Raw genomic sequence first — 26,607 nt, 5'->3', positions numbered from 1 at the left:
CGCTAGGCGACTTCCTCGCCAGCAGCGCGCAGGCGGCTGCTTGCACGGCCCAGGGCGACGTCGTCGCCGGACTCGGCCGCGCTCTTCAGCGCCGTACGCGCACGGTCCACATCGATGTCCTCCGCGAGCTCGGCGGTCTCGGCGAGGATGGAGACGCGACCCTCACCCGAGACCGAGACGAACCCGCTGTGCGCGGCGGCCCGGACCTCACCGGTCTCCCGCGCACCCAGCACGCGAACGACGGCGTCGTGGGCCAGCAGCGAGAGCAGCGGGACGTGCCCGGGCTGAACGCCGATCTCACCCTCGACGGTCTTCGCGATGACCATGTCGCCCTCGCCCGCCCAAATCTCACGTTCGGGAGAGACGATCTCGACGAAAAGCTTCTTCGACACTGCCACAAACTCCTCGGCTAGCGGGTGGTTTCGGCCGGGTCGGTCCCCGACGATCCGCGGGGACCGACCCGGCCCAACAACTAGCCCGCCCGTCGCCCGCCACCACCCTCAACGGACGCTGCGCGGTTCTAGCCCTGCAGCTTCTTGGCCTTCTCGACGACCATGTCGATGTTGCCGACGTCGAGAAAGGCCTGCTCGGGCAGGTGGTCGTACTCACCGTCGCAGACTGCCTTGAAGGAGGCGATGGTCTCCTCCAGCGGAACGAAGACGCCCGGGTTACCGGTGAACTTCTCGGCGACGAACATGTTCTGCGAGAGGAAGCGCTCCAGGCGCCGCGCCCGGTTGACGACGATCTTGTCCTCTTCGGACAGCTCGTCCATACCGAGGATGGCGATCTGGTCCTGCAGGTCCTTGTTGCGCTGCAGGATCTCCTTCACGCGCTGGGCCACTTGGTAGTGCTCGTCGCCCACGTACTGCGGGTCCAGGATGCGCGAGGTGGAGGTCAGCGGGTCCACCGCCGGGTAGATGCCCTTCTGCGAGATCGGGCGGGAGAGCTCGGTCGTCGCGTCCAGGTGGGCGAAGGTGGTCGCCGGAGCCGGGTCGGTGTAGTCGTCCGCGGGGACGTAGATCGCCTGCATCGAGGTGATCGAGTGGCCCCGCGTCGAGGTGATCCGCTCCTGGAGCTGGCCCATCTCGTCCGCCAGGTTGGGCTGGTAGCCCACGGCCGAGGGCATACGGCCCAGCAGCGTGGAGACCTCCATACCCGCCTGGGTGAAACGGAAGATGTTGTCGATGAACAGCAGCACGTCCTGCTTCTGCACGTCGCGGAAGTACTCCGCCATCGTCAGAGCGGACAGAGCCACCCGCAGACGGGTGCCCGGGGGCTCGTCCATCTGGCCGAAGACGAGCGCGGTGTCCGGGAGGACGCCCATCTCGTCCATCTCCAGGAAGAGGTCCGTACCCTCACGGGTGCGCTCGCCGACACCGGCGAACACGGACACACCACCGAAGTTGCGGGCGATACGGGTGATCATCTCCTGGATGAGCACCGTCTTGCCGACACCGGCGCCGCCGAACAGACCGATCTTGCCACCACGCACGTACGGCGTGAGGAGGTCGATCACCTTGATGCCGGTGACCAGCATCTCGGTCTTGGACTCGAGCTGGTCGAAGGACGGAGCCTTGCGGTGGATCGGCCAGTGCTCGGTCGCACCCAGCTCGGAGGAGGGCACGTCCATGGACTCGCCCAGGGTGTTGAACACGTGGCCCTTGACGACGTCGCCGACGGGCACGCTGATCGGCGCACCGGTGTCGCGGACCTCGGCGCCACGGACCATGCCGTCCTGGGGAGCCAGGGAGATGGCGCGCACCAGGTTGTCACCCAGGTGCTGGGCGACCTCCAGGGTGACGGTCTTCTCCGTGCCGCCGATGCTCACGTCGGTGTGCAGGGCGTTGTAGATGGAAGGCAGGGAGCCGACGGGGAACTCCACGTCGACGACCGGGCCGGTGACCCGGGAGATGCGGCCGGTGGCGGTGCCGGCCCCAGCCGTCCCTTCAACTGTCGCAGTCACTTTTTGTTACTCACTTCCCGCGCTGGCAGCAGCGAGCGCGTCGGCACCGCCGACAATCTCACTGAGCTCATTGGTGATCTCAGCCTGACGTGCCTGGTTGGCCAGGCGGGTCAGGTTCTTGGCGAGGTCCTCAGCGTTGTCCGTGGCGGCCTTCATGGCCGCGCGGCGGGACGCCTGCTGGGAGGCTGCGGACTCCAGGAGCGCGAAGTAGATGCGGTTGGTCACGTACTGCGGAAGCAGCCGGTCCAACGCCTCCTCCACGGAGGGCTCGAACTCGTACAGCGGCAGCGGAGCGCCCTGTTCGGCCTCGAGCTCGTTCGCGTCGACCTCCTCGATCTCCAGCGGCAGGGCACGGGCGGCCGAGGCGCGCTGGGTCAGCATCGAGACGAACTCCGTGGAGATCACGTGGATCTCGTCGACGCCGCCCTCGGAGGCGTCCATGGCGAACTTCTCCATGAGCGCCGAGCCGATCTCCTGGGCGTGCGCGTAGGTCGGGCGCTCGGTGATGCCCTCCCACTGCCCTTCGAGCGGACGGTCACGGAACTTGTAGAAGCCCACGCCCTTGCGGCCCACCATGTAGGTGAGGACCTCCTTGCCCTCCTCCCGCAGGAGTCCGGAGAGGGCGTCCGCCTCCTTGAGCACGTTGGACGAGAAGGCTCCCGCCAGGCCCTTGTCGCTGGTGATGACCAGGACGGCCGCACGGGTGGGGTTCTCGGACTCGATCAGCAGCGGGTTGTAGGTCACCCGGCTGGCCAGGGCCGAGACCGCCCGGGTGATCTCCCGCGCGTAGGGCCCAGCAGCCTCCGCCGCCCGCTGCGCCTTGGTGATGCGCGTCGTGGCGATGAGCTCCATCGCGCGGGTGATCTTCGCCATCGACTTCGTCGAGCGGATCCTCCGGCGATAGACGCGAAGCTGTGCACCCATGGGTTACTTCCCGCCCTTGGCGACCTTGATGGTCTCCTGGCCGACCTGGTCCTTGTCGAGCGCCTCAGTCTCGGCCTCGGTGCCCAGAAGGGTACCGGCCGAGGTCTGGAAGCCCTGCTTGAACTTCTCCAGGGCGGACTCCAGGGACCCCTTGGTCTCGTCGTCGAACTTGCCGGTGTCACGGATGGTGTCGAGGATTCCGGAGTGCTCTCGGGAGAGGTGGTCCAGGAAGTCGTCCTCGAAGCGGCGCACGTCCTCGATCGGGACGTCGTCGAGCTTGCCGGTGTTGCCGGCCCAGATCGAGACGACCGTCTTCTCCATGGGGAAGGGCGAGTACTGGCCCTGCTTGAGCAGCTCCATCATCCGGGCGCCGCGCTCCAGCTGCTGCTTGGAGACCGCGTCCAGGTCCGAGCCGAAGGCGGAGAACGCCTCGAGCTCGCGGTACTGGGCCAGGCCCAGACGCAGCGTGCCGGAGACGCTCTTGGTGGCCTTGGTCTGGGCCGCGCCACCGACGCGGGAGACCGACACACCGACGTCGATCGCCGGACGCTGGCCCTGGTTGAACAGGTCCGAGTCCAGGAAGACCTGGCCGTCGGTGATGGAGATGACGTTGGTGGGGATGTAGGCCGAGACGTCGCCCGCCTTGGTCTCGATGATCGGCAGAGCGGTCATCGAGCCCGCGCCCAGCTCGTCGGAGAGCTTGGCGCAGCGCTCCAGGAGACGGGAGTGCAGGTAGAAGACGTCACCGGGGTAGGCCTCACGTCCCGGCGGACGGCGCAGCAGCAGCGACACCGCACGGTAGGCCTCGGCCTGCTTGGTCAGGTCGTCGAAGACGATGAGGACGTGCTTGCCCTCGTACATCCAGTGCTGGCCCAGGGCCGAACCGGTGTAGGGGGACAGGTACTTGAAGCCCGCCGGGTCCGACGCCGGGGAGGCGACGATGGTGGTGTACTCCATCGCGCCGGCGTCCTCCAGGGCGCCGCGCACACTGGCGATGGTCGAGCCCTTCTGGCCGATCGCGACGTAGATGCAGCGCACCTGCTTGTCGGGGTCGCCGGACTCCCAGTTGGACTTCTGGTTGATGATCGCGTCGATACCGACCGCGGTCTTGCCGGTCTGCCGGTCGCCGATGAGCAGCTGGCGCTGCCCGCGGCCGATCGGCGTCATGGTGTCGATCGCCTTGATACCGGTCTGCATCGGCTCGTGGACCGGCTGGCGCTGCATGACCGTCGCGGCCTGGAGTTCCAGGTCACGGCGCTCGGTCGTCTCGATCTCGCCCTTGCCGTCGATGGGGGCCCCGAGGGGGTCCACCACACGGCCGAGGAAGTTGTCACCCACCGGCACGGAGAGGAGCTGGCCGGTGCGGCGCACCTGCTGCCCCTCCTCGATGCTGGTGAAGTCACCCAGCACGACGACACCGATCTCACCGATCTCGAGGTTCTGGGCCAGGCCCAGGGTGCCGTCCTCAAACTGCAGCAGCTCGTTCGCCATCGCCGAGGGAAGGCCACCGACGCGGGCGATGCCGTCACCGGAGTAGGTGACGGTACCGACCTCTTCCGCGCGGGTGGCTTCAGGCTCGTACGACTGGACGAAGCGCTGCAGCGCGTCCCGGATCTCGTCCGGTCGGATCGTCAGCTCCGCCATCTCTACGTTGTCCTTGCTCTCAAATGGCGCCGGGCTGGCGCCGTGCGTGCTTGCCTTGCGTTCTTTCAGCCGGCCAGACGGCGCTGGACCTCGGCGATACGCCCGGCGATGGTCCCGTCGATGACCTCGTCACCCACCTGGATGGACATGCCACCCACGGTTTCGGGGGCGATCTCGATGTTCAGGTGGATATCGCGGTCGTAGGCGCGCGAGAGCGCGGCCCCGAGCCGGGACTGCTGGCTCTCGCTCAGGGCGACGGCGCTGCGGACGACGGCGACGTAGCGCTTGGCGCGCTCGGCGACGAGCTGTCCGAAGTTCTCCAGCGCCTGTTCCAGGGTACGGCCCCTGGGCCGGGTGACCGCTTCGCTGACCAGGGTCAGCGTCGCGGGGTTCACCTTGTCCGAGAGCAGGTTCTCCACCAGGGAGAGCCGCAGCTCGGGGGCCGCCCCTTCACGGGTGAGGGCGTCGCGCAGGTCCGGCTGGGAGGCGACGATCCGCTGGAAGCGGAACAGTTCGTCCTCCAGCTCGCCGAGCCCCGAGGCGCTCTGGAGAGGAGCGATGGTCGCGTAGACCGCCATCCGCTCCAGCGCGTCCATGAGGTCGCGCGGAGTCGACCACTTGGCCGAGACCGCGTCACTGGCCACCATGACCGCGGACGGAGACACCCTGGTCTCCAGCAGCTCTCCGACCAGCGTGGACTTGGCCTCGGCCGGGTTCGCCTGGTCGGCGAGCCACCGGCGCAGGGAGTGTTCGCTCCCGAGGAGGGCGACGACCTCGAAGAGCTCCTTGCCCAGGGAGGCGCCGCTCTGCGCGGTGCTCGCCGACGCCAGGACGTTCTCGTCCAGGCGCCGGGTCACCTCGGTCAGCGACGTGCGGCTTACACCACGCATCAACGCACCTCAGCCTGCTGTGTGTTCCCGCTCTGCTCCAGCTCGTCCAGGAACCGGTCGATGACGCGGTTCTGGGCGGCGCTGTCGCTGAGGGTCTCACCGACGATACGGCTCGCCAGCTCGGTGGAGAGCGCACCGATCTCGTTGCGCAGCTGCACCAGGGTCTGCTGGCGGTCGGCCTCGATCTGGGCGTGAGCCGCCTCGACGATGCGACGGGCCTCTACCTGGGCCTCCTCGCGCGCCTCGGCGATGATCGCCGCCTTCTGCTCCTTGGCCTTCTCCAGCTCCTGGGCGTACTCGCGGTGCGCCTCCTCGAGCTTCTCCCGGTACTGCTGGCGGGTCTCCTCCGCCTCAGCCTCGGCCTTCTGAGCGCGAGCGATGCCACCCTCGATCTGGTCGGCACGCTCGTCCAGCGCCTTCGTCAGCCTCGGCCACATCTTGTAGACGACGCCGAGGATGATGAGGAAGGCGATGAGACCGAAGGTGAACTCGTCCCAGTGGATCCGCAGGACGTTCTCTTGCTCGGCTGCCAAATACACGGCTGGCATCCCTTCGCGTTCTATTGACCAGGTCTGACTAAACGGCGAACGCGAGAACGAAGCCGAGAATGGCCAGGGCCTCGATGACGGCGAAGCCGAAGATCATCTGACCCTGGAGGATGCCGCGAGCCTCGGGCTGGCGGGCGATGGCCTGGACACCCAGGCCGAAGACGAGGCCGACGCCGATACCGGGGCCGATGGCGGCGAGGCCGTAACCGATGCTGTTCAGGTTACCTTCGATGGCGGCGAGATCCATGTTGATATTCCCTTTACTACACGTCGGCGATCATGTTTGACGCCGGACTGACGTTACGAATCGGACAGGTCATGAATGCACGCGGAAAAGGCCGGGGGCCGTTTTCCTAGTGCGCTCCCTCGATGGCCTCACCGAGGTAGATGGAGGTCAGGAGGACGAACACGTAGGCCTGGACCGCCATGATGAACAGCTCGAAGGCCGTGAAGACCAGGAAGCCGACCAGTGCGATGGCGGAGTACCCCACGGAGAGGGCGCCGAAGAGGCCGCCCATCTGGGACAGGGGGTTGAACATGTAGAAGCCGGCGGCCGCGAACAGTGCGAGCAGCAGGTGCCCGGCGAACATGGTCGCGAACAGACGGATCATGTGCGTGGCCGGCCGGATGACGAAGTTCGACAACGCCTCGATCGGTACGACGATGGGCAGGATCCACCAGGGAACGCCACCGGGGATCAGACGGGCCTTGAAGTGGCCGCCGACACCGTGGCGGCGGACGCCGACGATGTTCCACAGCAGGAAGACGAAGAGGGCCAGGACCGCGGGGAAGGCCAGACTGGTGGTCACCGGCAGCTGGAGGCCGGGTACCAGACCCATGATGTTCATACAGAAGATGAACAGGAACAGGGTGACGATCAGGGGGAGGAACCGGTCCCCCTCCTTGCCCATGGTGGTCCGGGTCACCTGGTCGCGCAGGAAGCCGACCAGCATCTCGGCCATGCCCTGGCCGCGGCCGGGGACGACCTTGGCCCTGCGCGTGGTGAAGTACCAGAAGGCGGCGGCGATGATGAGCGCGACCACCGCGACCAGGTAGTACTTGTTCACTCCCGCGGCACCGGGAAGCCCGAAGTCGAGCCACGGCGTCGGCGAGAAGAGGCCCACGCCCGGGGCTTCGAAACCGCAGCCGGAGCCGAAGATATGGCAGCCTGATTCGGACGCCGCGACGACGTTCACGTCAGCACCCACGGCGATCCCTTTCGTCGTGACGCAACATAATCCTTGGTGTTGTGGTCGGTGCGGCTCCACCCTCAGCGCGGGAGGACGCATCCGAGTGTTCGGTCAGGACCGGACGTGCTGGGTGTAGATGAGGTAGATCGAACCGACCAGGCCCACGCCGAACCCGATGGGCAGGAAGAGGCCGGAGAAGCCCAGCGCCCAGTCCACGACCCAGCCGACGCCGCCCCAGAAGGCGAGGCCTCCCAGCAGATACGAGATGAGTGTGGCCGGGTTGGCGTTGGGCGACTCCTTCGAGTCGCTCTTCGCGCTCCGTTGACCGTTCATCTCGCTCCGGAAGATAGCAGTAGGTGATCAGGCTCCGCACACCGGCCCGTACGCGCGGGCTCACCGGTGCGCCTCACTGTCCTCGGCCGTGTTCTCGTCCTGTTCGTCCGCGGGGACGATGGTCGGCTGCTTGCTCCTCTTGACGGCCACGGCCTGGGCGGCCAGCCAGACGAGCACACAGGCGAGCGCCGTCCATCCGAAGACGTCCTTGTCCAGGGCCGTCGTGTCCCGGAAGAACATCAGGGCGGCCATGAGAATCGCGAACTTCGTGGTGTAGACGAGGAAGGCCACTGGGAGGAGGAGCTCGGGACGCCGACCGCCGGTCCAGGAGATGGCGAAGGCCGAGACGGCGAATGCGCCGATGACCAGAAGCACGCCGAAAAGCGCGCCGTAGAGTCCCTGGGTACCGGAGATGGCGAAGCCGACGATCAACGCGACCACGCCGACGACGGCCGTCGGAAGCGCGGCGCCGCGGAGAGTCCGGGCGTCGTGTTCCTGCATCAACGAAGCTCCGTGGGGTTCAGTGGTTGCCTGCTCGTGAAAGCTATCACAAGGTTTTTGGTGGTGGATCCGGGGGTTCCTTAACGCGACCTTAACGGGCCGCAAAGTGCCCGTTCCAGGCCCTTTTCAGGCCTTGTGTCGCCTTCGCCACATCCACTCCCGCCATGGTATCCACAGGTCAGCGGCCCCTTTTCACGGGCGTTCGGTCCCGTACGCGACCCCACGTTCACGCATCGGATCGCGAATCGTGACCTGAACCCGTCTTAACGCCCTCCTTGCGCCTCCGGGCCCGCAGTCCGCGCCTCCGCAGCCGGGGCAGCACGATGAGGCCGACCGCGCACGTGGCCACCAGGGCGGTCACCGACAGCACGATCACCGGGGAGTCGAACACCGACAGCGCCACCGCGGCGAAGGACACGATGCCCGCCCACAGGTACATCAGCAGCACCGCCCGCATGTGGCTGTGTCCCATGTCCAGCAGGCGGTGGTGGAGGTGGCCCCGGTCCGGGGCGAACGGGGACTTGCCCGCGAGCGTCCGGCGCAGCACGGCGAGCACCAGGTCGGCCAGGGGCAGGGCGATCACCAGCAGCGGCAGCGCGACCGGCAGGAACACCACCAGGCCGGAGTTGAACTCCTCACGCGCGGTGTTGGCGTCGAACTGGCCGGTCACCGTGATGGTGATCGACGTCAGCAGCAGTCCCAGCAGCATCGCCCCGGTGTCGCCCATGAACACCCTGGCCGGATGGAAGTTGTGGAAGAGGAACCCGACGCACGTGCCGGCCAGGATGATCGCGATCATCGCCGGATAGGACTGGCGCACGAAGCCCTGCTCCACCGCGACCACGTAGTAGTAGGCGAAGAACGCGAAGGCGGAGATGCCGACGATGCCCGCCGCCAGCCCGTCGAGTCCGTCGGCGAAGTTGACCGCGTTGATGGTCACCACGATGAGCAGGATGGAGATCATCGCGCCCAGCCACGGTCCCAGCGAGAGCTGCGTACCGGGCAGCGGCAGCCACAGCAGTTGCACGCCCTGCCAGACGAGGATGCCCGCGGCGGCGGTCTGCCCGGCGAGCTTGCTCAGCGCGTCCATTCCCCAGCGGTCGTCGATGACGCCGATGACCGTGATCAGCCCGCCCGCCAGCAGCAGTCCCATCCAGGTGTCGGCGACGAAGACGTTCTGCAGGTGCGGGAGCTGGGCCGAGATCAGCAGGGCGGCGGCGAACCCGCCGTAGATGGCGAGCCCTCCCAGACGCGGGATGGGCTCCTTGTGCACGTCGCGGTCGCGCACCGGCGGAGTGGCGCCGAAGGCGATGGCGAACCGGCGCACCAGTGGAACGAGCAGGTAGGTCACCGCGGCGGCGATGACGAAGGTGAGCGCGTACTCCCGCACTTCCCGGCCCCTCTAGCTCTCGTCGCCTTCGGGGGCCCGCCCCGCCTTGGGAGTCTCCTGCGCGCCGTCCCCGGTCTCCGGTGGGGCGTCGTCCCGTGAGGACTCCGCCTCCTCGACCTGTTCGGCCTGCTCGGCCTGCTCGGCCTGCTCACTCCTGTCGGCCTTCGTACGGCCCCTGCGCAGCTCGCCGATGACGGTGCCGCACACCGAGCGCAGCTGCTCGATGGAGATGGCGCCCGCCCGCAGTACGCGCGGGACCGCGTAGGTGAGGTCGACGATGGTGGAGGAGACCCGGACCTCGGTCTCGCCGCCGTCCAGGTAGACCGCCACGTCCTCGTCGCCGAGCTGCTCGATGGCCTCCTCCACACGGGTCGCGGAGGGCTGACCGGACTTGTTGGCGCTGCTCACCGCCATCGGTCCGACCTCCTTGAGCAGCTCCAGGGCGACCGGGTCCATCGGCATGCGCACGCCTACGGTGCCCTTGGTGTCGCCCAGGTCCCAGGACAGGCTCGGGGTCGCGCCGCACACCAGGGTGAGCGGACCGGGCCAGAACTCCTCCATGAGGTCGCGGCCGTGGTTGCCCAGGTCGTCGACGAGGGCGGTGGCGGCGCGCATGGAGCCGACCAGGACCGGCGGGGGCATCTCACGCCCCCGGCCCTTGGTGGCGAGCAGCCTGGACACCGCGGTCGGGCTGAAGGCGTCGGTGCCGATGCCGTACACGGTGTCCGTGGGCAGCACCACAAGATCGCCTCGGCGTACCGCGGACGCGGCGTCGGCGAGGCCGTCCTTGCGGGCGGCCTCGTCCGCGCAGTCGTAGATGCGGCTCACCTGCGTTCACCTCATTCTCGAACGGAGTCGACCGGGTTCACGGTCTGACGGGGATACGGGGGCGGGTGCGGCGGACCGCGGAAACGGACACGGTCAGCCGTCCTCGTCGACGCGGCGCATGACCACGAAGCGGTCGCGCCGTGCCATGTCCTTGCGGTTGAGCACGTCGCGCCAGCCCTTGTCCTCGGGGAACAGCCGGGGAATGTCGATGCCCTGGCCGTCGTGGTGCTCGACGGCCATCGCGCCGCCGGGGCGCAGCAGCCTGCGGCCGACCGCCTCCAGGTCGCGGATCATGTCGAGGCCGTCCTCGCCCGACCACAGCGCGGGGGCGGGGTCGTAGTCCCGCACCTCGGGCGGGATGGCCGCGGCCTCACCCGTGGGGACGTAGGGCGGGTTGCTGATGAGCAGGTCGGCGCGGCCGTTGAGCTCGGGCAGGGCGGTGCGCATGTCGGCGTGGTGGGCGGTGACCCGGTCGGCGTGGCCGCTGAGGCCGATGTTGCGGCGCGCCCACTCCAGGGCGAGGGGGTCGATCTCCACCGTGTGCACACGCGAGCGCGGCACCTCCTGGGCGATGGAGATGGCGATGGCACCCGATCCGGCGCCGAGGTCGACCACCAGGGGGTCGGCCACGTCCATGGCGCGCAGGGTCTCGATCGCCCAGTCGACCATGATCTCGGTCTCGGGCCGGGGCACGAACACCCCGGGCCCGACCTGGAGTTCGAGGTAGCGGAAGTAGGCGCGACCGGTGATGTGCTGCAGGGGCTCGCGGGCCTCGCGTCGGGCCACGTACTCCCAGTACCGGGCGTCGAAGTCGGCGTCGGCGACCGCGTGCAGTTCCCCTCGACGGACACCGTGCACGAACGCCGCGAGCTCCTCGGCGTCGGTGCGAGGCGAGGCCACGCCCGCCTCCGCGAGCCTCAGCGTCGCGCGGGCGACCTCGTCGAGCAGGAAGTTCATCTGATGTCTGGGGCGGATACCCCCGCCTTCAGGCGGAGAAGGAAGCCCCCGCCTCCTTCGCGGTGCGGTCCTTCACGCGGACGGTGAACGGGGTGCGCCGGGCCACGGCCGCCCGGCCGGTTTCGAGGAGCCTGCGCGCCCGGGCCGGGCAGGTGGGCGGGAACGGGACGTCGTGCTCGTCCACGACGAGCACGGACGGGTGCCCCTCGCGGGGCGTTGTCCCCCCGCGGGGTGGGTGGCCTTCACAGGCCCTCCCCCGGTCCGAACGGACCGGGGTGACGCCGGCACCGCCAGGTGAGGCGGCGGTGGTCTCCCCTCGCACGTGTTCCACGCCGGATGCCACAGTGAGGCTGCGGCTTCCGCGTCCCGTCTCCTCCCTGTCCCTGGGGAGGGTCCCGCCGGCCGCGGCGGGCGCTGCTGACGCGGATTCCAGAACCCGGAGCCGAGGAAGCACTCCGGGGCGGGTCTCTCGCCCCACGTGAAACGCAGCCATCTGGTCACCTCCTTGATGATGGCTCGTGCTGGTGACGGCGGGCCTCCGGCCACCAGGGCCGAAAGCCCCCGCCCTCAGGCAGGGGAACCCGTTACGACTGTGCGGCTTCGAGTCTTTCCTTGGTGTCCGCGTCCACGAGTGCCTTGATGACCCCGTCGAGTTCCCCGTTGAGGACCTGGTCGAGGTTGTAGGCCTTGTATCCGACGCGGTGGTCGGAGATGCGGTTCTCGGGGAAATTGTAGGTGCGGACCCGCTCGGAGCGGTCCACGGTGCGCACCTGGCTCTTGCGCTCGGCGGCGGCCTCGGCGTCCACGCTGGCCTGGGCCTCGGCGTAGATGCGGGCACGCAGGATGCGCATGGCCTGCTCCTTGTTCTGGAGCTGGCTCTTCTCGTTCTGGCAGGAGGCGACGATGCCGGTCGGCAGGTGGGTGATGCGCACCGCCGAGTCGGTGGTGTTGACGCTCTGGCCACCGGGCCCGGAGGAGCGGTAGACGTCGATCCGCAGGTCCTTCTCGTGGATGTCGACCTCGATGTCCTCGGCCTCGGGCACGACCAGCACGCCGGCGGCGGAGGTGTGGATACGGCCCTGGGACTCGGTGACCGGGACGCGCTGGACGCGGTGCACTCCGCCCTCGAACTTGAGCATGGGCCACACGCCCGAGCCGGGCTCGGGGGTGCCCTTGTTCTTGAAGGCGATCGTGACGTCCTTGTACCCGCCCAGGTCGGAGTGGGTGGCGTTGATGACCTCGGTCTTCCACCCCTGGCGCTCGGCGTAGCGCAGGTACATCCGGACCAGGTCCCCGGCGAACAGGGCGGACTCCTCGCCGCCCTCGCCCGCCTTGACCTCCATGATGAGGTTCTTGTCGTCGGCGGGGTCGCGCGGGACGAGGAGGACGCGCAGGCGCTCGGTGAGGGCCTCGGCCTCCTTGGTCAGGCGGTCGGCCTCCTCAGCGAAGGAGGAGTCCTCGACGGAGAGCTCACGCGCGGCGTCGATGTCGCTCTCGACCTCCTTGAGCGAACGGTAGGCCTCGATGATGGGGGTGAGCTGTGCGTAGCGCTTGCCCAGCGTGCGCGCCCTGCCCTGGTCGGCGTGCACCTCGGGGTCGGCGAGCTGTTGTTCCAGCTCGTAGTACTCCCCCAGAAGGTCGTCCAGCTTCACTTTCGCCCGTCCCCGTCTTGTTGTGCTTGCCTCGCCTGTCCGTGTGCCCCTGGGGGCCTACCTGGTCCCGCGGCGCCGGTCGCACCGGAGCCGCGGGACAGCGGGCAGCGCTACTTGCGCTTGCCGAAGCGCTTCTCGAAGCGGGCGACCCGGCCACCGGTGTCCATGATCTTCTGCTTGCCGGTGTAGAACGGGTGGCACTCGGAGCACACCTCAGCACGAACCTTGCCCTCGGGGAGGGTGCTGCGGGTGGTGAATTCGGCACCGCAGGTGCAGGTCACCTCGGTCACGAAGTACTCGGGGTGGATGTCGGCCTTCATGTGTGTCTCCTCATCAGGGGCGCGACCGCCGGACGCACGACAAGCCGCGCCACCCGAGGGGTGGGATGCTCTCGTGGGTCATGCGCGAACCGGTGCCGCGGCGATCCAGGTAACGGGGCGGCGGGCCCCGCCGAAGCAGGGGCGGGCCACTCTCCACCTCCAGTTTGCCAGATCCACAACGATGTCGGGACCAGTGTCTATTCCGGCCCCTTCCCGCCGGCGTCCCCGCGGTGCCGCGGAGCCCGACCCGGGGGTCGGCGAAGCCGGCGGGAGTGGTCGGCCCCACCGGGGCGCGCCCCTGGGTGATCCGCGGCACATCGGTGACCTCTTCCGTGGTCCGCGAGGAGAGTGGTCCGCGAGGAAGCCGGCGGCGGTGCGGACACGGCAGGGCCCCCTCCCGGTGCCGGGAGGGGGCCCTGCCGTGATCCGTGGCGGTCCTGCGGCGCCTCAGCGCTCGGGGCCCACCGTGGTCTTCTGGATCTGGAGCAGGAACTCGGCGTTGCTCTTGGACTCCTTCATCTTGTCCAGGAGCAGCTCGATGGCCTGCTGGGCGTCGAGCGCGTGCAGCACCCGGCGCAGCTTCCAGACGACGTTGAGCTCCTCCGGGGACATGAGGATCTCCTCCTTGCGGGTGCTGGAGGCGTCCACGTCGACCGCGGGGAAGATCCGCCTGTCCGCCAGGCTCCGGTTGAGCTTGAGCTCCATGTTGCCGGTGCCCTTGAACTCCTCGAAGATCACCTCGTCGGCGCGCGAGCCGGTCTCCACCAGCGCGGTCGCCAGGATGGTCAGCGAACCGCCGCCCTCGATGTTGCGGGCCGCGCCGAAGAAGCGCTTGGGCGGGTAGAGGGCGGTGGAGTCCACACCACCGGACATGATGCGCCCGCTGGCCGGGGCGGCCAGGTTGTAGGCGCGGCCCAGGCGGGTGATGGAGTCCAGCAGGACGACGACGTCCATGCCCATCTCCACGAGCCGCTTGGCACGCTCGATGGCCAGGTCGGCGACGACCGTGTGGTCCTCGGCGGGCCGGTCGAAGGTCGAGTGGATGACCTCGCCCTTGACCGTGCGCTGCATGTCGGTGACTTCCTCGGGCCGCTCGTCGACCAGGACCACCATCAGGTAGCACTCGGGGTTGTTCTCGGTGATGGCGTTGGCGATCGCCTGCACCACCATCGTCTTGCCCGCCTTGGGCGGCGAGACGATGAGCCCGCGCTGACCCTTACCGATGGGTGCCACGAGATCTATGATCCGCGTGGTGAGGATGTGCGGCTCGGTCTCCAGGCGCAGTCGGTCCTGCGGGTAGAGCGGAACCAGCTTGGAGAACTCCTGGCGGCCCTTGGCCTGGTCCGGCGACATGCCGTTGACCGAGTCCAGCCGCACCAGGGCGTTGAACTTCTCCCGGCGCTCACCGTCGCGCGGCTGACGCACCGCGCCGATGATGTGGTCGCCCTTGCGCAGACCGTGCTTGCGCACCTGGGCCAGGGAGACGTAGACGTCGCTCTGCCCGGGCAGGTAGCCGGTGGTGCGCACGAAGGCGTAGTTGTCCAGGATGTCGAGGATGCCCGCGACCGGCAGCAGGACGTCGTCATCGCCGATCACCGGCTCGGGCTCCTGCTGGCCCCCGCCGCGTCCGCGTCGGTCGCGTCGGTCGCGGCGACGTCCGCGGCGGCGTCCGCCGCCGAAGTCGTCGTCGTCGCCACCACCCCGGCCCTGGTTCTGGCCACCTCCGCCCTGCTGGGAGTTGCCGCCGGTGTTCTGGTCGTCGCCGCCCCGGTTGCGGTTGCGGCGGTTGCGCTGGCGCTCGCGACCCTGTCCGGACCTGGTGTCACGGTCCTCGGAGGAGTCGGGGCCGTTCTTCTGGGGGGTGCTGGATGTCTTGGTCACGCTGCTCGCGGAGGTAGTGGAGTCGGTGCCGTCCACCGATCGGGTCTGGTCACCGGGCTCGTCACCGCGTCTGCGGGACGAACGACGGCTGCGGGACGGCTTGTCGTCCCGCTCACCCTGAGCGTCGGTGACGGCCTGGTCCGGTGGCCGCTCGGCCACACGCTTGCGCGGAGCTTCGTCCGTGCCCGACGTGTCGGGGACCTGGGCCTCGGTCTGGCCGTCGGTTGCCTCGACCTTACCGGCCTTGGGCACCGTCTCGGCGTTCTTTGCGGATTTGGCCTTCGCCGGGCCGCTGACAGGGCCGCCCTGTCTGGCCTCGATCGCGGCGATGACGTCGCTCTTGCGCATACGCCCCGTACCGGTGATGCCCAGACTGGAGGCGAGCTTTTGGAGCTCCGGGAGCTTCAAAGCCGCCAGCCCGGTCCCGCGCGACGCCGCGCGGGACCGCGACGACGCACCTGTCGGCGCGGCTTCGCCAGCCTCCGCTTCGGAGGCGCCGGTGGTGGTTGTGCTGTCGACCGCCGCGTCCGTTCGGAGTTCGGTGGTGTCGCTCACTAAGGGTCCTTCCCAAGGAGCGGGCTTCGGCCGTCAGCGGGTGCTGGAGCGGCCGGCCCGATGGTGCGAACCGGCAGGGCCGGGTAGGGCGTGCCCCACGTGGATGTCGGAAACCGGTGTGGAAAGCGGTCCCCTACCTACCCAATCGCGGCGGGCTCTGGGTACAGCCAGACGTCGGGGCATATGGCTCGGTGGTGTTGCCCGTCAATCGTGAAGACACGCTCATCCGAGGAGGAGCGGGCTGCGATGACGTTGGCACAGTCGCGGAAGAACCGCTGACTCGACACGTTGGCTGCCGCTTCCGGGGAGTCGTGAGACGGAACCACCGGAGTATGAGATGCGGAGGCCGCTGTGGCGGATGAGCACTCACCCCGCAACGGGGCATCTGGTGCTTCACCTAGCCTAACATCAACAGAGGCCACGGCTATTCCTCGACACAGGTGCTACGGATGGGGAGATAGGGCCCGCACCCCAGCCGGCTCAACGGGCAGGGGGCGTACGTCCCAGTCCTTACCCGCCCGCTGACGGATCGAATCAGTCTGCCGGGCGATTTCCGGTGAATCCGGGCCGGCCTCCCCCGTGTCCACCGCGCACAGCACCAGCACCGTCGGTCCCGCTCCGGAGACCACGGCGGGCATGTTCCCGTGTCTGCGCAGGTCACGGATGAGATCGAGGGTGCGCGGCATGGCGGGCGCCCGGTAGGACTCGTGCAAACGATCCTCGGTGGCCGCGTACAGGGACTCCGGGTGGCCACAAACGGCCGCGGTCATCAGCGCGGCGCGCCCGGCGTTGAACGCGGCGTCGGAGTGCGCCACCCCCTCCGGTAGAAGACCGCGGGCCCGCTCGGTGGACAGCCGCCAGGGGGGAACGCACAGCACCGGCAGGATCCGCGCGTCGGTGACCAGGGACACCGCGCCCCAGCGGTCGCCGTCGCGGTAGGCGACCGTGTATCCGCCGTGGACGCAGGGGGCCACGTTGTCGGGGTGGCCCTCGATGTCCGCGGCGATCTGGTAGATGCCGTCGCGGTCCGGTCCGCCGTCGGGCCCGGTGCGTCCCAACAGCGCGCTCGCGGCGGCCACGCCGCCGACGATCGCCGAGGAGGACGAGCCGAGCCCGCGGGCGTGCGGGACGTTGTTGACGCAGGCCAGGTCGAGGCCGGGCAGCTTCTCCCCGGCCCTCTCGAAGGTCTCGCGCATGGCGCGCACGACGAGGTGGCACTCGTCGGTCGGCACCTCCCCGGCGCCCTCCCCCTCGACCCGGACGTGGAGTTCGCCGTCGTCGCGCAGTCGGACCTCGAACTCGTTGTACAGCCGCAGGGCCATGCCCAGGGCGTCGAAGCCCGGACCGAGGTTGGCGCTGGTGGCGGGGGCGCGGACGGACACCCGGGCGGGGTGTGGTGGGGGCACGGTGGGCTCTTTTCTGCGAGGGCTCACGGACGAGCCCGGGCTCAGGCGAGGTCGAGGGCCTTGGCGGCGGCGAGGGCGTCCACCGGCACGGTGGTGGCGGAGGAGGCCCCGGCCAGCGCCCAGTCGGGGTCCTTGAGCCCGTTCCCGGTGACGGTGCACACCACGCGGCTGCCGCGCTCCACCCGCCCCGCCTCCACGGCCTGCAGCAGACCGGCCACACTGGCGGCGGAGGCCAGTTCCACGAACACGCCCTCCTCGGCGGCGAGGAGCTTGTAGGCGGCCATGATCTGGCGGTCGGTGACCTTGTCGATGAGGCCGCCGGACTCGTCGCGCGCCTGCTCCGCGAGCTTCCAGGAGGCCGGGTTGCCGATACGGATCGCGGTGGCGATGGTGCTCGGGCTGGTGACGGGCACGCCGCTGACGATGGGCGCGGCGCCGCTGGCCTGGAAACCGAGCATGCGGGGGCTGCGTGTGGCGACCTTGTCCCTGGCGTACTCGGTGTAGCCCATCCAGTACGCGGTGATGTTGCCCGCGTTGCCCACGGGGATGCAGTGGACGTCGGGGGCGTCGCCGAGGGCGTCGACGATCTCGAAGGCGGCGGTCTTCTGTCCCTGGAGGCGGTAGGGGTTGACCGAGTTCACCAGGACGACCGGGTAGTCGATGCTGAGCTTGCGCGCCAGTTCGAGGCAGTCGTCGAAGTTGCCGTCCACCTGCAGGAGGCGGGCGCCGTGGACGAGTGCCTGGGCGAGCTTGCCCATGGCGATCTTGCCCTGCGGCACCAGCACGGCGCAGGTCATGCCCGCGCGGATGGCGTAGGCGGCGGCGCTGGCGCTGGTGTTACCCGTGGAGGCACAGATGACGGCCTTGGCGCCGTCCTCGGCGGCCTTGGTGATGGCCATGGTCATCCCGCGGTCCTTGAAGGACCCGGTGGGGTTGAGCCCCTCGACCTTGAGGAAGACCTCGCAGCCCGTGAGCTCGGAAACGCGCGTGGCGGGCAGCAGGGGCGTACCGCCCTCCTGCAGGGTGACAACGGGGGTGCTCTCGTTGACGGGGAGGCGGTCGCGGTATTCCTCGACGATGCCTCGCCACGCCCGTGCCATGCTCACGACTTTTCCCTTTCGGGTGGATGCGGCTTCGCTTGACGCGCGATGGATGCGGGGGCCCGTCCGGACGGCACCGCGGCGCGCCCGTCGTCCCACCAGCCACGAGTCTATGACCCCGTCCCGGGTATCTCGAATCGCGGTCTTCCGCGTCCCATCATGCGGGACACCCGGGCAGGGCGGGCGGGCCGTACGCGCGTCCGTACGGCCCGCCCGAAACCGCTCCGGTCCCCGGCCCGGTCCCCGCCCCGGCGGGCCCTCAGTCGGCGAAGCTCTCCACGCGCATCACACTCGCCACCTCGCGCACCATGTCGTGCGTGCGCAGCTCCTCGACCGTGGCGCTGAGCGCGGCGTCGGGGGCGGGGTGGCTGACCAGTACCAGCTGGGCGTCGTCGCCGCTGCCCTCCTGGCGCACGTTCCTGATGGAGACCCCGTGGTCGGCGAAGATCTCCGCGACCTTGGACAGCACACCCGGGCGGTCGGCCACGTCCAGCGCCACGTGGTAGCTGGTGATGGTCTGGCCCATGTCGTGCACCGGCATACCGGTGTCGTGGCCTCCCTCGGCCATCGATGTGCCGGCGAGGCGGTTGCGCGCCACCGCCACCAGGTCTCCCAGGACCGCGCTGGCGGTGGGGGTGCCGCCGGCGCCCGCGCCGTAGAACATCAGGCGACCCGCGGACTCGGCCTCGACGAACACCGCGTTGTAGGCCTCCTTGACACTGGCCAGCGGGTGCTCGACCGGCAGCATCACCGGGTGGACGCGCACCCCCACCGAGCGGCCGTCCTGCGAGCGCTGGCAGATGGCCAGGAGTTTGACCACGCAGCCCATCGCGCGGGCGCTGGCGATGTCGCCCGCGGACACGCCGGTGATGCCCTCACGGTGCACGTCGGCGGCGGTGACCTGCTGGGTGTGGAAGGCCAGCCGGGCCAGGATAGCGGCCTTGGCGGCGGCGTCGAAGCCCTCCACGTCCGCGGTGGGGTCGGCCTCGGCGTACCCGAGGGCCTGCGCCTCCTCCAGGGACTCGGTGAACCCGGCGCCCATGGAGTCCATCCGGTCGAGGACGTAGTTGGTGGTGCCGTTGACGATGCCCAGTACACGGTTGACCCTGTCCCCCACGAGCGAGTCCCGCAGGGGGCGCAGCAGCGGGATGGCGCCCGCCACGGAGGCCTCGTAGTACAGGTCCACCCCGGCGTCGCGGGCCGCGGTGTGCAGGGTCTGGCCGTCCTCCGCGAGCAGGGCCTTGTTGGCCGTGATCACGGACTTGCCCGCCTTGACCGCGGCGAGGATCAGCGAACGGGCCGGTTCGATACCGCCGATGACCTCGACCACCAGGTCGATGTCGGGGCGCGTGGCCAGGGCCGTGGCGTCGGTGGTCAACAACGCCGGATCGACGCCGCGGTCGCGGTCGATGCGGCGCACCGCGATACCGCCGATCTCGATCGGCGTGCCCACCCGCGCGGCCAGCTCCTCGGACTGTTCATTGACCAGGCGGACGACTTCCGAACCCACCACGCCGCAACCGAGCAGCGCCACCTTCATCGCCATTTGGGCGTGACTCCCACTTCTCTCGTGTCCTGTGTCGGACGGCCGTGCCGCCGTGAAGGACTGTTCAGCCGACGTCGAGGCGGAGCAGGTCCTCCTCGCTCTCCCTACGTACGATGACGCGGGTGCTCCCGTCTCGGACCGCGACCATGGCCGGTCGGGGCAGGTGGTTGTAGTTGCTCGCCATGGAGTAGCAGTAGGCCCCCGTGGCGGCGACCGCCACCAGGTCGCCCGGCCGCAGGTCGGCGGGCAGATAGAGGTCGTGCACGATGATGTCACCGCTCTCGCAGTGCTTGCCCACCAGGCGGGACAGCATGGGCTCGGCGTCGCTCTCTCGGGAGACCAGCTGGCTGGTGTACTCCGAGCCGTACAGGGCGGTGCGGATGTTGTCGCTCATGCCGCCGTCGACGCTGACGTAGGTGCGGATGCCCTCGACGTCCTTGACGGTACCGACCTCGTAGATGGTGATCCCGGCCGGACCGGCGATGGCGCGGCCCGGCTCCACGGCGATACGGGGCATGGGCAGCCCGCCCTCCTCGCACTCGCGGCGCACGATGGAGGTGAGGCTCTCGGCGATGGTCTTGGGGTCGAGCGGGTCGTCGCCCGAGGTGTAGGCGATACCCAGGCCGCCGCCGAGGTCGAGTTCGGCGAGGGTGACGCCCAGGTCCTCGTGGACGCCGGTGAGGAACCGGGCGACGCGGCGGGCGGCGACCTCGAAGCCGGAGGTGTCGAAGATCTGGGAGCCGATGTGCGAGTGCAGGCCGACCAGGTCCAGGTGCTGGGCGTCGAGCACGCGGCGGACGGCCTCGGCGGCGGCGCCGGTGCTCATCGCGAAACCGAACTTCTGGTCGTCGTGGGCGGTGGCGACGAACTCGTGGGTGTGCGCCTCCACGCCGGTGGTGACCCGGATGAGGACCTTGGGGCGGGCTCCGAACTCGGCGGCGACGGCCTCGAGGCGCTCGATCTCGTCGAAGGAGTCGATGATGATGCGGCCCACCCCGGTCTCGACGGCGCGGCGCAGCTCGGCGGCGGACTTGTTGTTGCCGTGCATGCCGATGCGCTCGGTGGGGAACCCCGCGGCCAGGGCGACGGCGAGCTCGCCGCCCGAGCTCACGTCCAGCTTCAGGCCCTCCTCCGCGACCCAGCGGGCGACGGCCTTGGTCAGCAGGGCCTTGCCCGCGTAGTAGACGTCGGCGTCGGAGAAGGCGGTGCGGAAGTCGCGTGCGCGGCCGCGGAAGTCCTCCTCGTCCATGACGAAGAGGGGTGTGCCATGGGTGGCGGCGAGTTCTCGTACGCCGACACCGCCGACGGCGAGCTCGCCGTCCGTGCGGCGCGCGGTGGCGGACCACACCTGGGGGTCGAACTCGTTGAGGCTCTCGGGCGGCAGCGGCGGGTTGTCCTCCGGCAGGATCTCCGCGTGGCGGGAACCGGCGGGATGGGCGTAGCGGCTCATGATGGGCTTTCGGCTGGGACTGTACGGCTGTGCGGGTTGGCGGCACCCTCCCGCCATTGTCCACCAAACAGGTCGGGACGAAAGGGTTGGGTGCGCTCCGCCGGACGACGACACGGGGTGTCTACAGCCTTGTGGGCGCTGACACTCCGAGCAGGAAGAGCCCGGTACGGATGACTCCGGCGACGGCGGTTGGCAGGGCCGGGTCCGTGGCGGTCCGTGGCGCGGGTCCGGGGACCGCGGTGGGACACGTTCGCCACTCATCGTAGGCACTGGCCAGCGTCTCCAGGTATCGAACCAGGATATGGGGTTCCTCTCGGCGCGCGGCCGTGTCCAGGACGCTGGGCCCGTCGAAGAGGAGGCCGCGCACGGGAGCGGTGTGCTCGGGGCAGGCCGTGGGCGGCGGGGCCCCCTCCGCGGCCCAGCGGCACAGGCTGACCGCGTGGGCATGGGCGTAGCGCAGCCGGAAGGCGGGGTTGGCGTCGGTCAGGCGGGCCCAGGCTCCGGGGTACTCGGCGGAGGGCAGTACCGGCAGGTCGCGGCCGGTGGTCTCGGTGTCCCGGGGCCGCTCGGGCACCGAGCGGCAGAAGGCGAGGCGGGCGCTGTCCTCGCCCACGGCGCCGAGGGCGCGGGCGGCGGGGGTGATCAGCTCACGGGGCCCGCCGTCCCGGTAGGGGTCGCGCCAGGAGACCTCCTCGCCCTCGCCGGGTCCCGGCGGCGGGGCCTGCGGGCCGACGGCCAGGCTGATGCGGGCTCGTGCGTCGGCGCGGGCGAGCCTGCGGGCCTGGGCGACCGGCCCGGCCTCGTGCAGGGCGGAGGAGGGCCACTCCCCCGGGCCGTCCCAGTCCCGACCGGTGAGGAAGCGGGGCCCGTCCGCGGCCTCGGCGAGCAGGTCCTCGCGCTGTCGGCCGGTGAAGGTGACGTTGAGGAAGCCGCGGCCGTCGTGGAAGACCCGGTCGAAGTCCACCAGGCCCTCCTCGCGCATGTCCGAGAGCCCGTCGGCGACCCGGGCGGCGACCGCCGCGCGACGGTCGCCGCGGGATACGTGCAGCCGGTCCCCCACACTGCCGGCCAGGCGGGGCGGCAGCGCGGTGGCGACGTCGGCGCCCTCGTCCGCGTGGTCGTTGCGGGGCCACACGAACGGGATCCGGGCCGGGTCCAGGCCGAAGACCCGCACGGCGGCCTCGCGGACGGCCGCCTCCAGTTCTCCAGGGGTCACTTCCGGCCCCCGTCGACCAGGCCGCGGATGACGTCGACGAGCACGTCGGGGTCGAAGGGCTTGGTGAGGTAGGCGTCGACGCCGATGCGCTCGCCGCGCCGCTGGTCCTCTTCCTGCGTACGTGCGGTGACCAGGATGATCGGCCGGTCGCGGGTGCGCGCGTCGGCGCGCAGGCGCTCGGCGGCCGTCCACCCGTCCATGCGGGGCATCATCACGTCCAGGGTGACCACGTGGGGGTCGATGTGCGCGGCACGGTCGAGGCAGTCCTGCCCGTCCACGGCCGTGAACACCTCGAACCCCTCCAGTTCGAGGTTCAGGCGGATGAGTTCCCGGATCACGTCGTCGTCCTCGACGACGAGAACCCGTGTGGGTAGGGCGTTCACGGGCGTGACACTACCGCTGTGGGATGACACGGCACCACCGGATCGCGGGTATCGGCGGGCTCGGCCGGGCGCGCCCGCAACGAGTGGACGAAGGGCCCGGAGCCCCTGCTACAGTTGTTCTCGCGAGTCAGCCCCCTTAGCTCAGGGGATAGAGCAACGGCCTCCGGAGCCGTGTGCGCAGGTTCGAATCCTGCAGGGGGCACTTCACTCTGATGAGCACAGACGCCACGTTGACCAGGGCAAACACTGGTTGAGTGGCGTCTCTTCGTTTGTCAGGTCACGTCATCTCACACCAGGTTCAACGACCTTCTGTGGACCACCTGTGGACCACTGGTGGACCGGGCATAAACGACAAAAAGGGCGGGAACCCCGAAACCACTCGGAGTCCCCGCCCTCAGCACTTCACTGCAGTGTGATCTGCGTCACCCATGGTCGCCCATGCGGTTGATCCACACCTCATCCATCTGAGTCCAGACCTGTGCGTAGACGCGTTGCAGCACGTCAACGCTGTTACCGGCCCACTTGGCCACCTGGGTCGCCGGTACCCCGCGGTTGAGCCGGTAGGTGATTCCGGCGTGCCGGAGGTCATAGGGCCGCTTCAGCAACAAACCCTCCCGCTCCTCCTCGGTGAGCGCCAACCGCCGTGCGCGATCCCAGACGCGCCAGTAGGTGGAAGGCTGGATCGGGTTGCCCCTCTCGCTCCTGAACAGCCGCCCGTCGGGCCCGGCGCCGAAGCAGCGGATGTGCTCGCGCAGCATGGCCACCAGCTCAGGCGGGATCGGAACGGTTCGCGACGGCTTCTTCCCTCTCCCCTTCCCCTGCTTCCTGCCCTTCAGGCCGCGTTCCTCATGGGAGGCCCCTGAGTCCGTCCACTTCTTGCCGGGCGCCGGGCTGCTGTCGGAGAACGTGAGCTTGCCCCACCCTTCGGTGGGCAGCTCGCAGCCGGACCGGCGAAGGTTGGCGACCTCCTGGGGGCGCATCATCGCGTAGTACATACAGCCGAACCAGGCCACGAACCGTGGCCCCTGGCGTCGTCCCACGTAGCTCACCGCTGTCAGAACCTGTCGGACCTTCGTCGGGTTGCCGATCGACCGCGGATCGACCTCCTCCTCGGTCTTCGGGGGCTGCCAGTCGGTAGGCAGGTCCTTCCGCCGGAGCGGGTTCTCCGGAAGGCGTTCCTTCAGTACGGCGTAGCTGAGAGCCGCGGAGAATCCCCGTCTCCGGCGACTGAAGTAGTCGGCGGATGCCTGGGTTCCGTCGAGTAGCCGACCACACGCGCGCATGGCCATCCCCAGGTTCCTGGAGTCCGCGACCTCGCTGACCGGGATGGATGCCTTCTCCAACCAGGCGAACACTGTCTCCACTTGGGAAGGGGGCTTCGGGAACCGCCACTTGCCCTGGGTGTCCCGTTCCATGCGGAATGCCCAGTCGCGCAGAGCCTGACGAAGAGCATCCTGGTCGGGCGCCCCCGGGGCGTCGCCCACCAGGACCGGTGTGACCGCGACCAGGGCCTCCATCATGCTGACTCGGGTATTGCCCGCCACGTCGGGCCAGCGTTCACTCACGTACTCACGGGCGTGCGCGAACCAGGGAACGTCTCGGAGTTCACGCAGCTTGGACTGGGGAAGCCCGGTCCCGACATCGAACATCTCCCCCTTCCTCGCGGCCTCCCGCAGCTCCGAGACCCAGTTGGCGGCGAGTTCGGCAGTCAGGAAGGAGCGGGGGTGGACCTTCTCCGCCGTGCGCCACCGTGCCTGGTAGGGCCGTGCTCCCTTGGGCCGCGCTCGGACCTTGTAGAACTGCACGTCGTAGGTCATGGGCATCAGGCACTGCCCTCTTCCAGCCAGGAGTCGAGCCAGCTGCGGCGGATGCGGATCTCGCCGCGTTTGCCGCCCATGCGCTTCATCTTGGGGGTCTGTCCGAGTCGAACCATCCGGTCCCACGTGCTCCGGGAGATCCTGAGTTCCTCGCAGACCTCCTGCACCGTCAGAAAGGAGCTGGGCTTCTCGGTACGCGTTCCGACGCTCATTCGGGAGCGACCTCCAGGTAGACGCGGACGTGGTCGGAGTTGTGGCGGCTCGGGTAGGCCCCGGACGGGTCGGCGGACGGCAGTGCGTCGGTGATGGCGTCCACGACCTGGTCGACGATCTCGGGCGGTCCGATCACCCGGACCTTGGCCAGGTCCAGGCGGCGCTTGCGGCGTTCGGGCATGCTGGGAGTGCCTTTCCTTCGGGTTGGGTGCGGCCCCGGCCGGGCTGGCAGGCATCGGGTCCGGGGCCGCTTCGGATGAGCGTGGTCAGGTGCGGTGGCGGTGCGCACAGCTGGTGCACACCCGCGGATGGGTCGTGGCCTCGAATCGGCGGAATCCCGCTCCGCACGCGGTGCACGGGCCGATCTCCACGGCTTCGACGGACGTCTTTTCAGAGAGTGGGGGGAAGCCAGCCTCCGCAGGCTCCGTAGCCTCCGCAAACTGCTGTGACCTGGGGATATGGGCGGAGTCTGGTGCGGAGCCTGGAGTCTCCGTGCCCCTGGGGTCAGATGTGACTGCCTGGTCAAAAAAAGGGGTGTCCTGCCTGGTCACCGTGGTGTCCGGGGCAGGATCAGCGTGCGGAGCCTGCGGGGCCTGGCCGTCGAGGCTGTGGGCGGTGAAGGTGTAGAGCTGGCGGCGGTGGCGTTCCTTGGACCGCCCGGCCTCGGTCACGGTGATGCCGATGCTGCGCAGCACCGGGGCGTCCCGCTTGAGTTGGCCGGAGGCGCGGGTGGCGTCCACCGGCCAGGAGCGGGGCCGCGGGTCTGGGGCGGGGATCAGGTCCAGGAGCTGGCTGATGGACCCGGTCCATGACCCGCGCTCGTCGATAAAGTCCGCCACCGCGCTGGTGAACGGTTTGGCGTCGAGCAGGTCGGCGGTGGTCACCTGGGAGGCGGTCAGGTAGGTGTCCAGGGTGTTCCACCCCATGACCGTGTCCAGGGCCCCGAGGATGCGTGCGAAGTCGGCCATGCGGGGCAGCTCGTCCAGGTGCGTGGTGGGCAGCTCGGCCAGCACCCGGCACAGCAGGTCCAGTAGGGCGGCCCGGATGGCGGGCGCATCCCGGGTGTAGGCGGCGGCGACCTCGCTGTGGGCGCGGCGCTGCTCCCTCTTGATGGGCAGGAACTCCACAGTCAGCATCCGCTCGGACAGGTCCGAGGCCAGAGCGCCGGTGTCGATCGAGGTGAGCGCGATCAGTCGTCGGAAACTGAGGACGGACACGTCGTCGTCGGAGTACAGGGCCCGGTCGACCAGGCCGTCACCGGTCACCGCCTTGCACAGGGTGTCCGACAGCCACATGGGAATGACCGAGACGTTGTCCAGGCACACCGCCCAGGAGGCGGAGGCGACGGTGGCCCAGGTCTTGATGTCGCGGGGCAGGGAGCGGAGCGCGGCCGGGGAGGGATCGAGCAGGTTGATCAGCATTTCCAGCGCGGTGGACTTGCCGGTGCCCTGCTCTCCCTTGCCTCCCAGGATCGGGTGGGGCAGGTCGGGCATCATTCCGGCCACCATCCACCCGACGATGAGCCGGAAGGAGGGCTCGTCCACGTTGAGCAGGTCCCGCAGGGCGGCCAGGCCTTGGGTGGTCTGCCCGGCCGGGCCGGGCTCGGTCATGGGGCTGGTCAGCTTGGTGCGGCGGAACAGCACCGGGCTGCGTTCGGCGATGTGCCAGCCGTCGGGGCCGGCGACCACGCACCTCCCGTCCGGGGTGCCCAGGTCGATGACCACCTGGTCGCCGTTCTCGGTGCGGTGGGTGGCCAGCCGCAGGTGGATGGGTTGGGGTTCTTGGTCCATGGCGCGTCCTTCCAGGACGGAGATCGCGTCGGTCAGCGCGGACTGGGAGGGCACCGCGTGGTGCTCGGCGTAGTACTGGCGGGCCAACTGCACCCGCAGCCCGTCCTTGC

Annotated in this window: 27 protein-coding genes and 1 tRNA gene; 1 reads left to right on the top strand and 27 read right to left on the bottom strand. The window is 69.5% G+C overall.

From position 1 onward, the window contains the following. Positions 1 to 2: 2 nt before the first annotated feature. The 23 genes from FYX01_RS23095 to FYX01_RS22985 all read right to left on the bottom strand — a co-directional run bounded on the left by FYX01_RS23095 (position 3) and on the right by FYX01_RS22985 (position 22,677). Positions 3 to 392, bottom strand: coding sequence for a F0F1 ATP synthase subunit epsilon (locus FYX01_RS23095; protein WP_150244920.1), 390 nt, complete (start codon positions 390 to 392; stop codon positions 3 to 5). Between the two features lie 128 nt (positions 393 to 520). Further along, complete coding sequence (gene atpD, locus FYX01_RS23090) at positions 521 to 1,963, bottom strand: F0F1 ATP synthase subunit beta (RefSeq protein ID WP_150244913.1); 1,443 nt, start codon at positions 1,961 to 1,963, stop codon at positions 521 to 523. Between the two features lie 6 nt (positions 1,964 to 1,969). Beyond that, entirely contained in the window at positions 1,970 to 2,887 is a 918-nt protein-coding gene (locus FYX01_RS23085; protein WP_150244910.1) for a F0F1 ATP synthase subunit gamma, read from the bottom strand. 3 nt (positions 2,888 to 2,890) lie between these two features. Then, positions 2,891 to 4,531, bottom strand: coding sequence for a F0F1 ATP synthase subunit alpha (gene atpA, locus FYX01_RS23080; RefSeq protein WP_150244907.1), 1,641 nt, complete (start codon positions 4,529 to 4,531; stop codon positions 2,891 to 2,893). A gap of 65 nt (positions 4,532 to 4,596) precedes the next feature. Then, a complete protein-coding gene (locus FYX01_RS23075) occupies positions 4,597 to 5,421 on the bottom strand; it encodes a F0F1 ATP synthase subunit delta (protein WP_150244904.1) in 825 nt (274 codons plus the stop codon). Beyond that, a complete protein-coding gene (locus tag FYX01_RS23070; RefSeq protein WP_150244901.1) occupies positions 5,421 to 5,969 on the bottom strand; it encodes a F0F1 ATP synthase subunit B in 549 nt (182 codons plus the stop codon). Before FYX01_RS23070 ends, FYX01_RS23075 begins: the two co-directional genes overlap by 1 nt. Positions 5,970 to 5,997: 28 nt before the next feature. Then, positions 5,998 to 6,216 carry an ATP synthase F0 subunit C gene (gene atpE, locus FYX01_RS23065; protein WP_073704647.1) on the bottom strand — a complete coding sequence of 73 codons (219 nt, stop codon included), beginning with the start codon at positions 6,214 to 6,216 and terminating at the stop codon, positions 5,998 to 6,000. A gap of 106 nt (positions 6,217 to 6,322) precedes the next feature. After that, positions 6,323 to 7,177, bottom strand: a complete 855-nt coding sequence (gene atpB, locus FYX01_RS23060) for a F0F1 ATP synthase subunit A (RefSeq protein ID WP_223830608.1) — start codon at positions 7,175 to 7,177, stop codon at positions 6,323 to 6,325. A 93-nt stretch (positions 7,178 to 7,270) separates the two neighbouring features. After that, positions 7,271 to 7,492 carry a hypothetical protein gene (locus FYX01_RS23055; RefSeq protein WP_150244895.1) on the bottom strand — a complete coding sequence of 74 codons (222 nt, stop codon included), beginning with the start codon at positions 7,490 to 7,492 and terminating at the stop codon, positions 7,271 to 7,273. A 60-nt stretch (positions 7,493 to 7,552) separates the two neighbouring features. Then, on the bottom strand, positions 7,553 to 7,993 hold the full coding sequence (locus FYX01_RS23050) for a Cg1360 family ATP-synthase-associated protein (RefSeq protein ID WP_150244891.1): 441 nt from the start codon (positions 7,991 to 7,993) through the stop codon (positions 7,553 to 7,555). A 226-nt stretch (positions 7,994 to 8,219) separates the two neighbouring features. Continuing rightward, the gene (locus FYX01_RS23045) at positions 8,220 to 9,383 is read right to left on the bottom strand and encodes an MraY family glycosyltransferase (RefSeq protein ID WP_150244888.1); all 1,164 of its coding nucleotides are present in this window, start codon (positions 9,381 to 9,383) and stop codon (positions 8,220 to 8,222) included. Positions 9,384 to 9,395: 12 nt separating this feature from the next. Continuing rightward, complete coding sequence (locus tag FYX01_RS23040) at positions 9,396 to 10,211, bottom strand: L-threonylcarbamoyladenylate synthase (protein ID WP_150244885.1); 816 nt, start codon at positions 10,209 to 10,211, stop codon at positions 9,396 to 9,398. A 93-nt stretch (positions 10,212 to 10,304) separates the two neighbouring features. Next, positions 10,305 to 11,168, bottom strand: coding sequence for a peptide chain release factor N(5)-glutamine methyltransferase (gene prmC, locus FYX01_RS23035; protein ID WP_150244883.1), 864 nt, complete (start codon positions 11,166 to 11,168; stop codon positions 10,305 to 10,307). A 28-nt stretch (positions 11,169 to 11,196) separates the two neighbouring features. Continuing rightward, on the bottom strand, positions 11,197 to 11,361 hold the full coding sequence (locus FYX01_RS26875) for an RRXRR domain-containing protein (RefSeq protein WP_223830607.1): 165 nt from the start codon (positions 11,359 to 11,361) through the stop codon (positions 11,197 to 11,199). A gap of 391 nt (positions 11,362 to 11,752) precedes the next feature. Next, positions 11,753 to 12,820 (bottom strand): peptide chain release factor 1, encoded by a 1,068-nt coding sequence (prfA, locus tag FYX01_RS23025; protein WP_150244876.1) that lies wholly within the window; start codon positions 12,818 to 12,820, stop codon positions 11,753 to 11,755. Between the two features lie 110 nt (positions 12,821 to 12,930). Further along, positions 12,931 to 13,140, bottom strand: a complete 210-nt coding sequence (gene rpmE, locus FYX01_RS23020; RefSeq protein WP_150244873.1) for a 50S ribosomal protein L31 — start codon at positions 13,138 to 13,140, stop codon at positions 12,931 to 12,933. A 447-nt stretch (positions 13,141 to 13,587) separates the two neighbouring features. Next, entirely contained in the window at positions 13,588 to 15,576 is a 1,989-nt protein-coding gene (gene rho / locus FYX01_RS23015) for a transcription termination factor Rho (protein WP_150244871.1), read from the bottom strand. Positions 15,577 to 16,019: 443 nt separating this feature from the next. Continuing rightward, entirely contained in the window at positions 16,020 to 16,958 is a 939-nt protein-coding gene (gene thrB, locus FYX01_RS23010) for a homoserine kinase (protein ID WP_150245059.1), read from the bottom strand. A 65-nt stretch (positions 16,959 to 17,023) separates the two neighbouring features. Then, positions 17,024 to 18,082, bottom strand: a complete 1,059-nt coding sequence (gene thrC / locus FYX01_RS23005; protein WP_190394455.1) for a threonine synthase — start codon at positions 18,080 to 18,082, stop codon at positions 17,024 to 17,026. A 259-nt stretch (positions 18,083 to 18,341) separates the two neighbouring features. After that, positions 18,342 to 19,628 (bottom strand): homoserine dehydrogenase, encoded by a 1,287-nt coding sequence (locus FYX01_RS23000; protein ID WP_150244865.1) that lies wholly within the window; start codon positions 19,626 to 19,628, stop codon positions 18,342 to 18,344. Positions 19,629 to 19,692: 64 nt separating this feature from the next. Next, positions 19,693 to 21,078: a diaminopimelate decarboxylase gene (gene lysA / locus FYX01_RS22995; RefSeq protein WP_150244862.1), complete on the bottom strand. Its 1,386-nt coding sequence runs from the start codon at positions 21,076 to 21,078 to the stop codon at positions 19,693 to 19,695. Positions 21,079 to 21,199: 121 nt separating this feature from the next. Then, positions 21,200 to 22,294: a DALR anticodon-binding domain-containing protein gene (locus FYX01_RS22990; protein ID WP_150244859.1), complete on the bottom strand. Its 1,095-nt coding sequence runs from the start codon at positions 22,292 to 22,294 to the stop codon at positions 21,200 to 21,202. After that, entirely contained in the window at positions 22,291 to 22,677 is a 387-nt protein-coding gene (locus FYX01_RS22985; RefSeq protein WP_150244856.1) for a response regulator, read from the bottom strand. Before FYX01_RS22985 ends, FYX01_RS22990 begins: the two co-directional genes overlap by 4 nt. Before the next feature lie 130 nt (positions 22,678 to 22,807). Between FYX01_RS22985 and FYX01_RS22980 the strand changes: the two genes are divergently transcribed. Next, a tRNA-Arg gene (locus FYX01_RS22980) sits at positions 22,808 to 22,879 on the top strand. A 220-nt stretch (positions 22,880 to 23,099) separates the two neighbouring features. On the opposite strand, the gene FYX01_RS22975 is transcribed toward FYX01_RS22980, so the two are convergent. From FYX01_RS22975 to FYX01_RS22960, 4 genes are all read right to left on the bottom strand, one after another. Then, complete coding sequence (locus FYX01_RS22975; RefSeq protein ID WP_150244854.1) at positions 23,100 to 24,500, bottom strand: tyrosine-type recombinase/integrase; 1,401 nt, start codon at positions 24,498 to 24,500, stop codon at positions 23,100 to 23,102. Then, complete coding sequence (locus FYX01_RS22970; protein WP_150244851.1) at positions 24,500 to 24,706, bottom strand: helix-turn-helix transcriptional regulator; 207 nt, start codon at positions 24,704 to 24,706, stop codon at positions 24,500 to 24,502. Before FYX01_RS22970 ends, FYX01_RS22975 begins: the two co-directional genes overlap by 1 nt. Then, the gene (locus tag FYX01_RS22965) at positions 24,703 to 24,888 is read right to left on the bottom strand and encodes a hypothetical protein (RefSeq protein WP_150244848.1); all 186 of its coding nucleotides are present in this window, start codon (positions 24,886 to 24,888) and stop codon (positions 24,703 to 24,705) included. Before FYX01_RS22965 ends, FYX01_RS22970 begins: the two co-directional genes overlap by 4 nt. Before the next feature lie 85 nt (positions 24,889 to 24,973). Further along, positions 24,974 to 26,607, bottom strand: a 1,634-nt coding sequence (locus tag FYX01_RS22960) for an ATP-binding protein (protein WP_150244846.1), incomplete at its 5' end; no start/stop codon positions are given.

Origin of the sequence: Nocardiopsis quinghaiensis, from assembly GCF_008638365.1 — a bacterium.
In the GTDB taxonomy this organism is placed as follows: Bacteria; Actinomycetota; Actinomycetes; order Streptosporangiales; family Streptosporangiaceae; genus Nocardiopsis; species Nocardiopsis quinghaiensis.
Note: the sequence above shows the minus strand (reverse complement) of the source record. Positions and strands in the feature narration are given on the sequence as shown.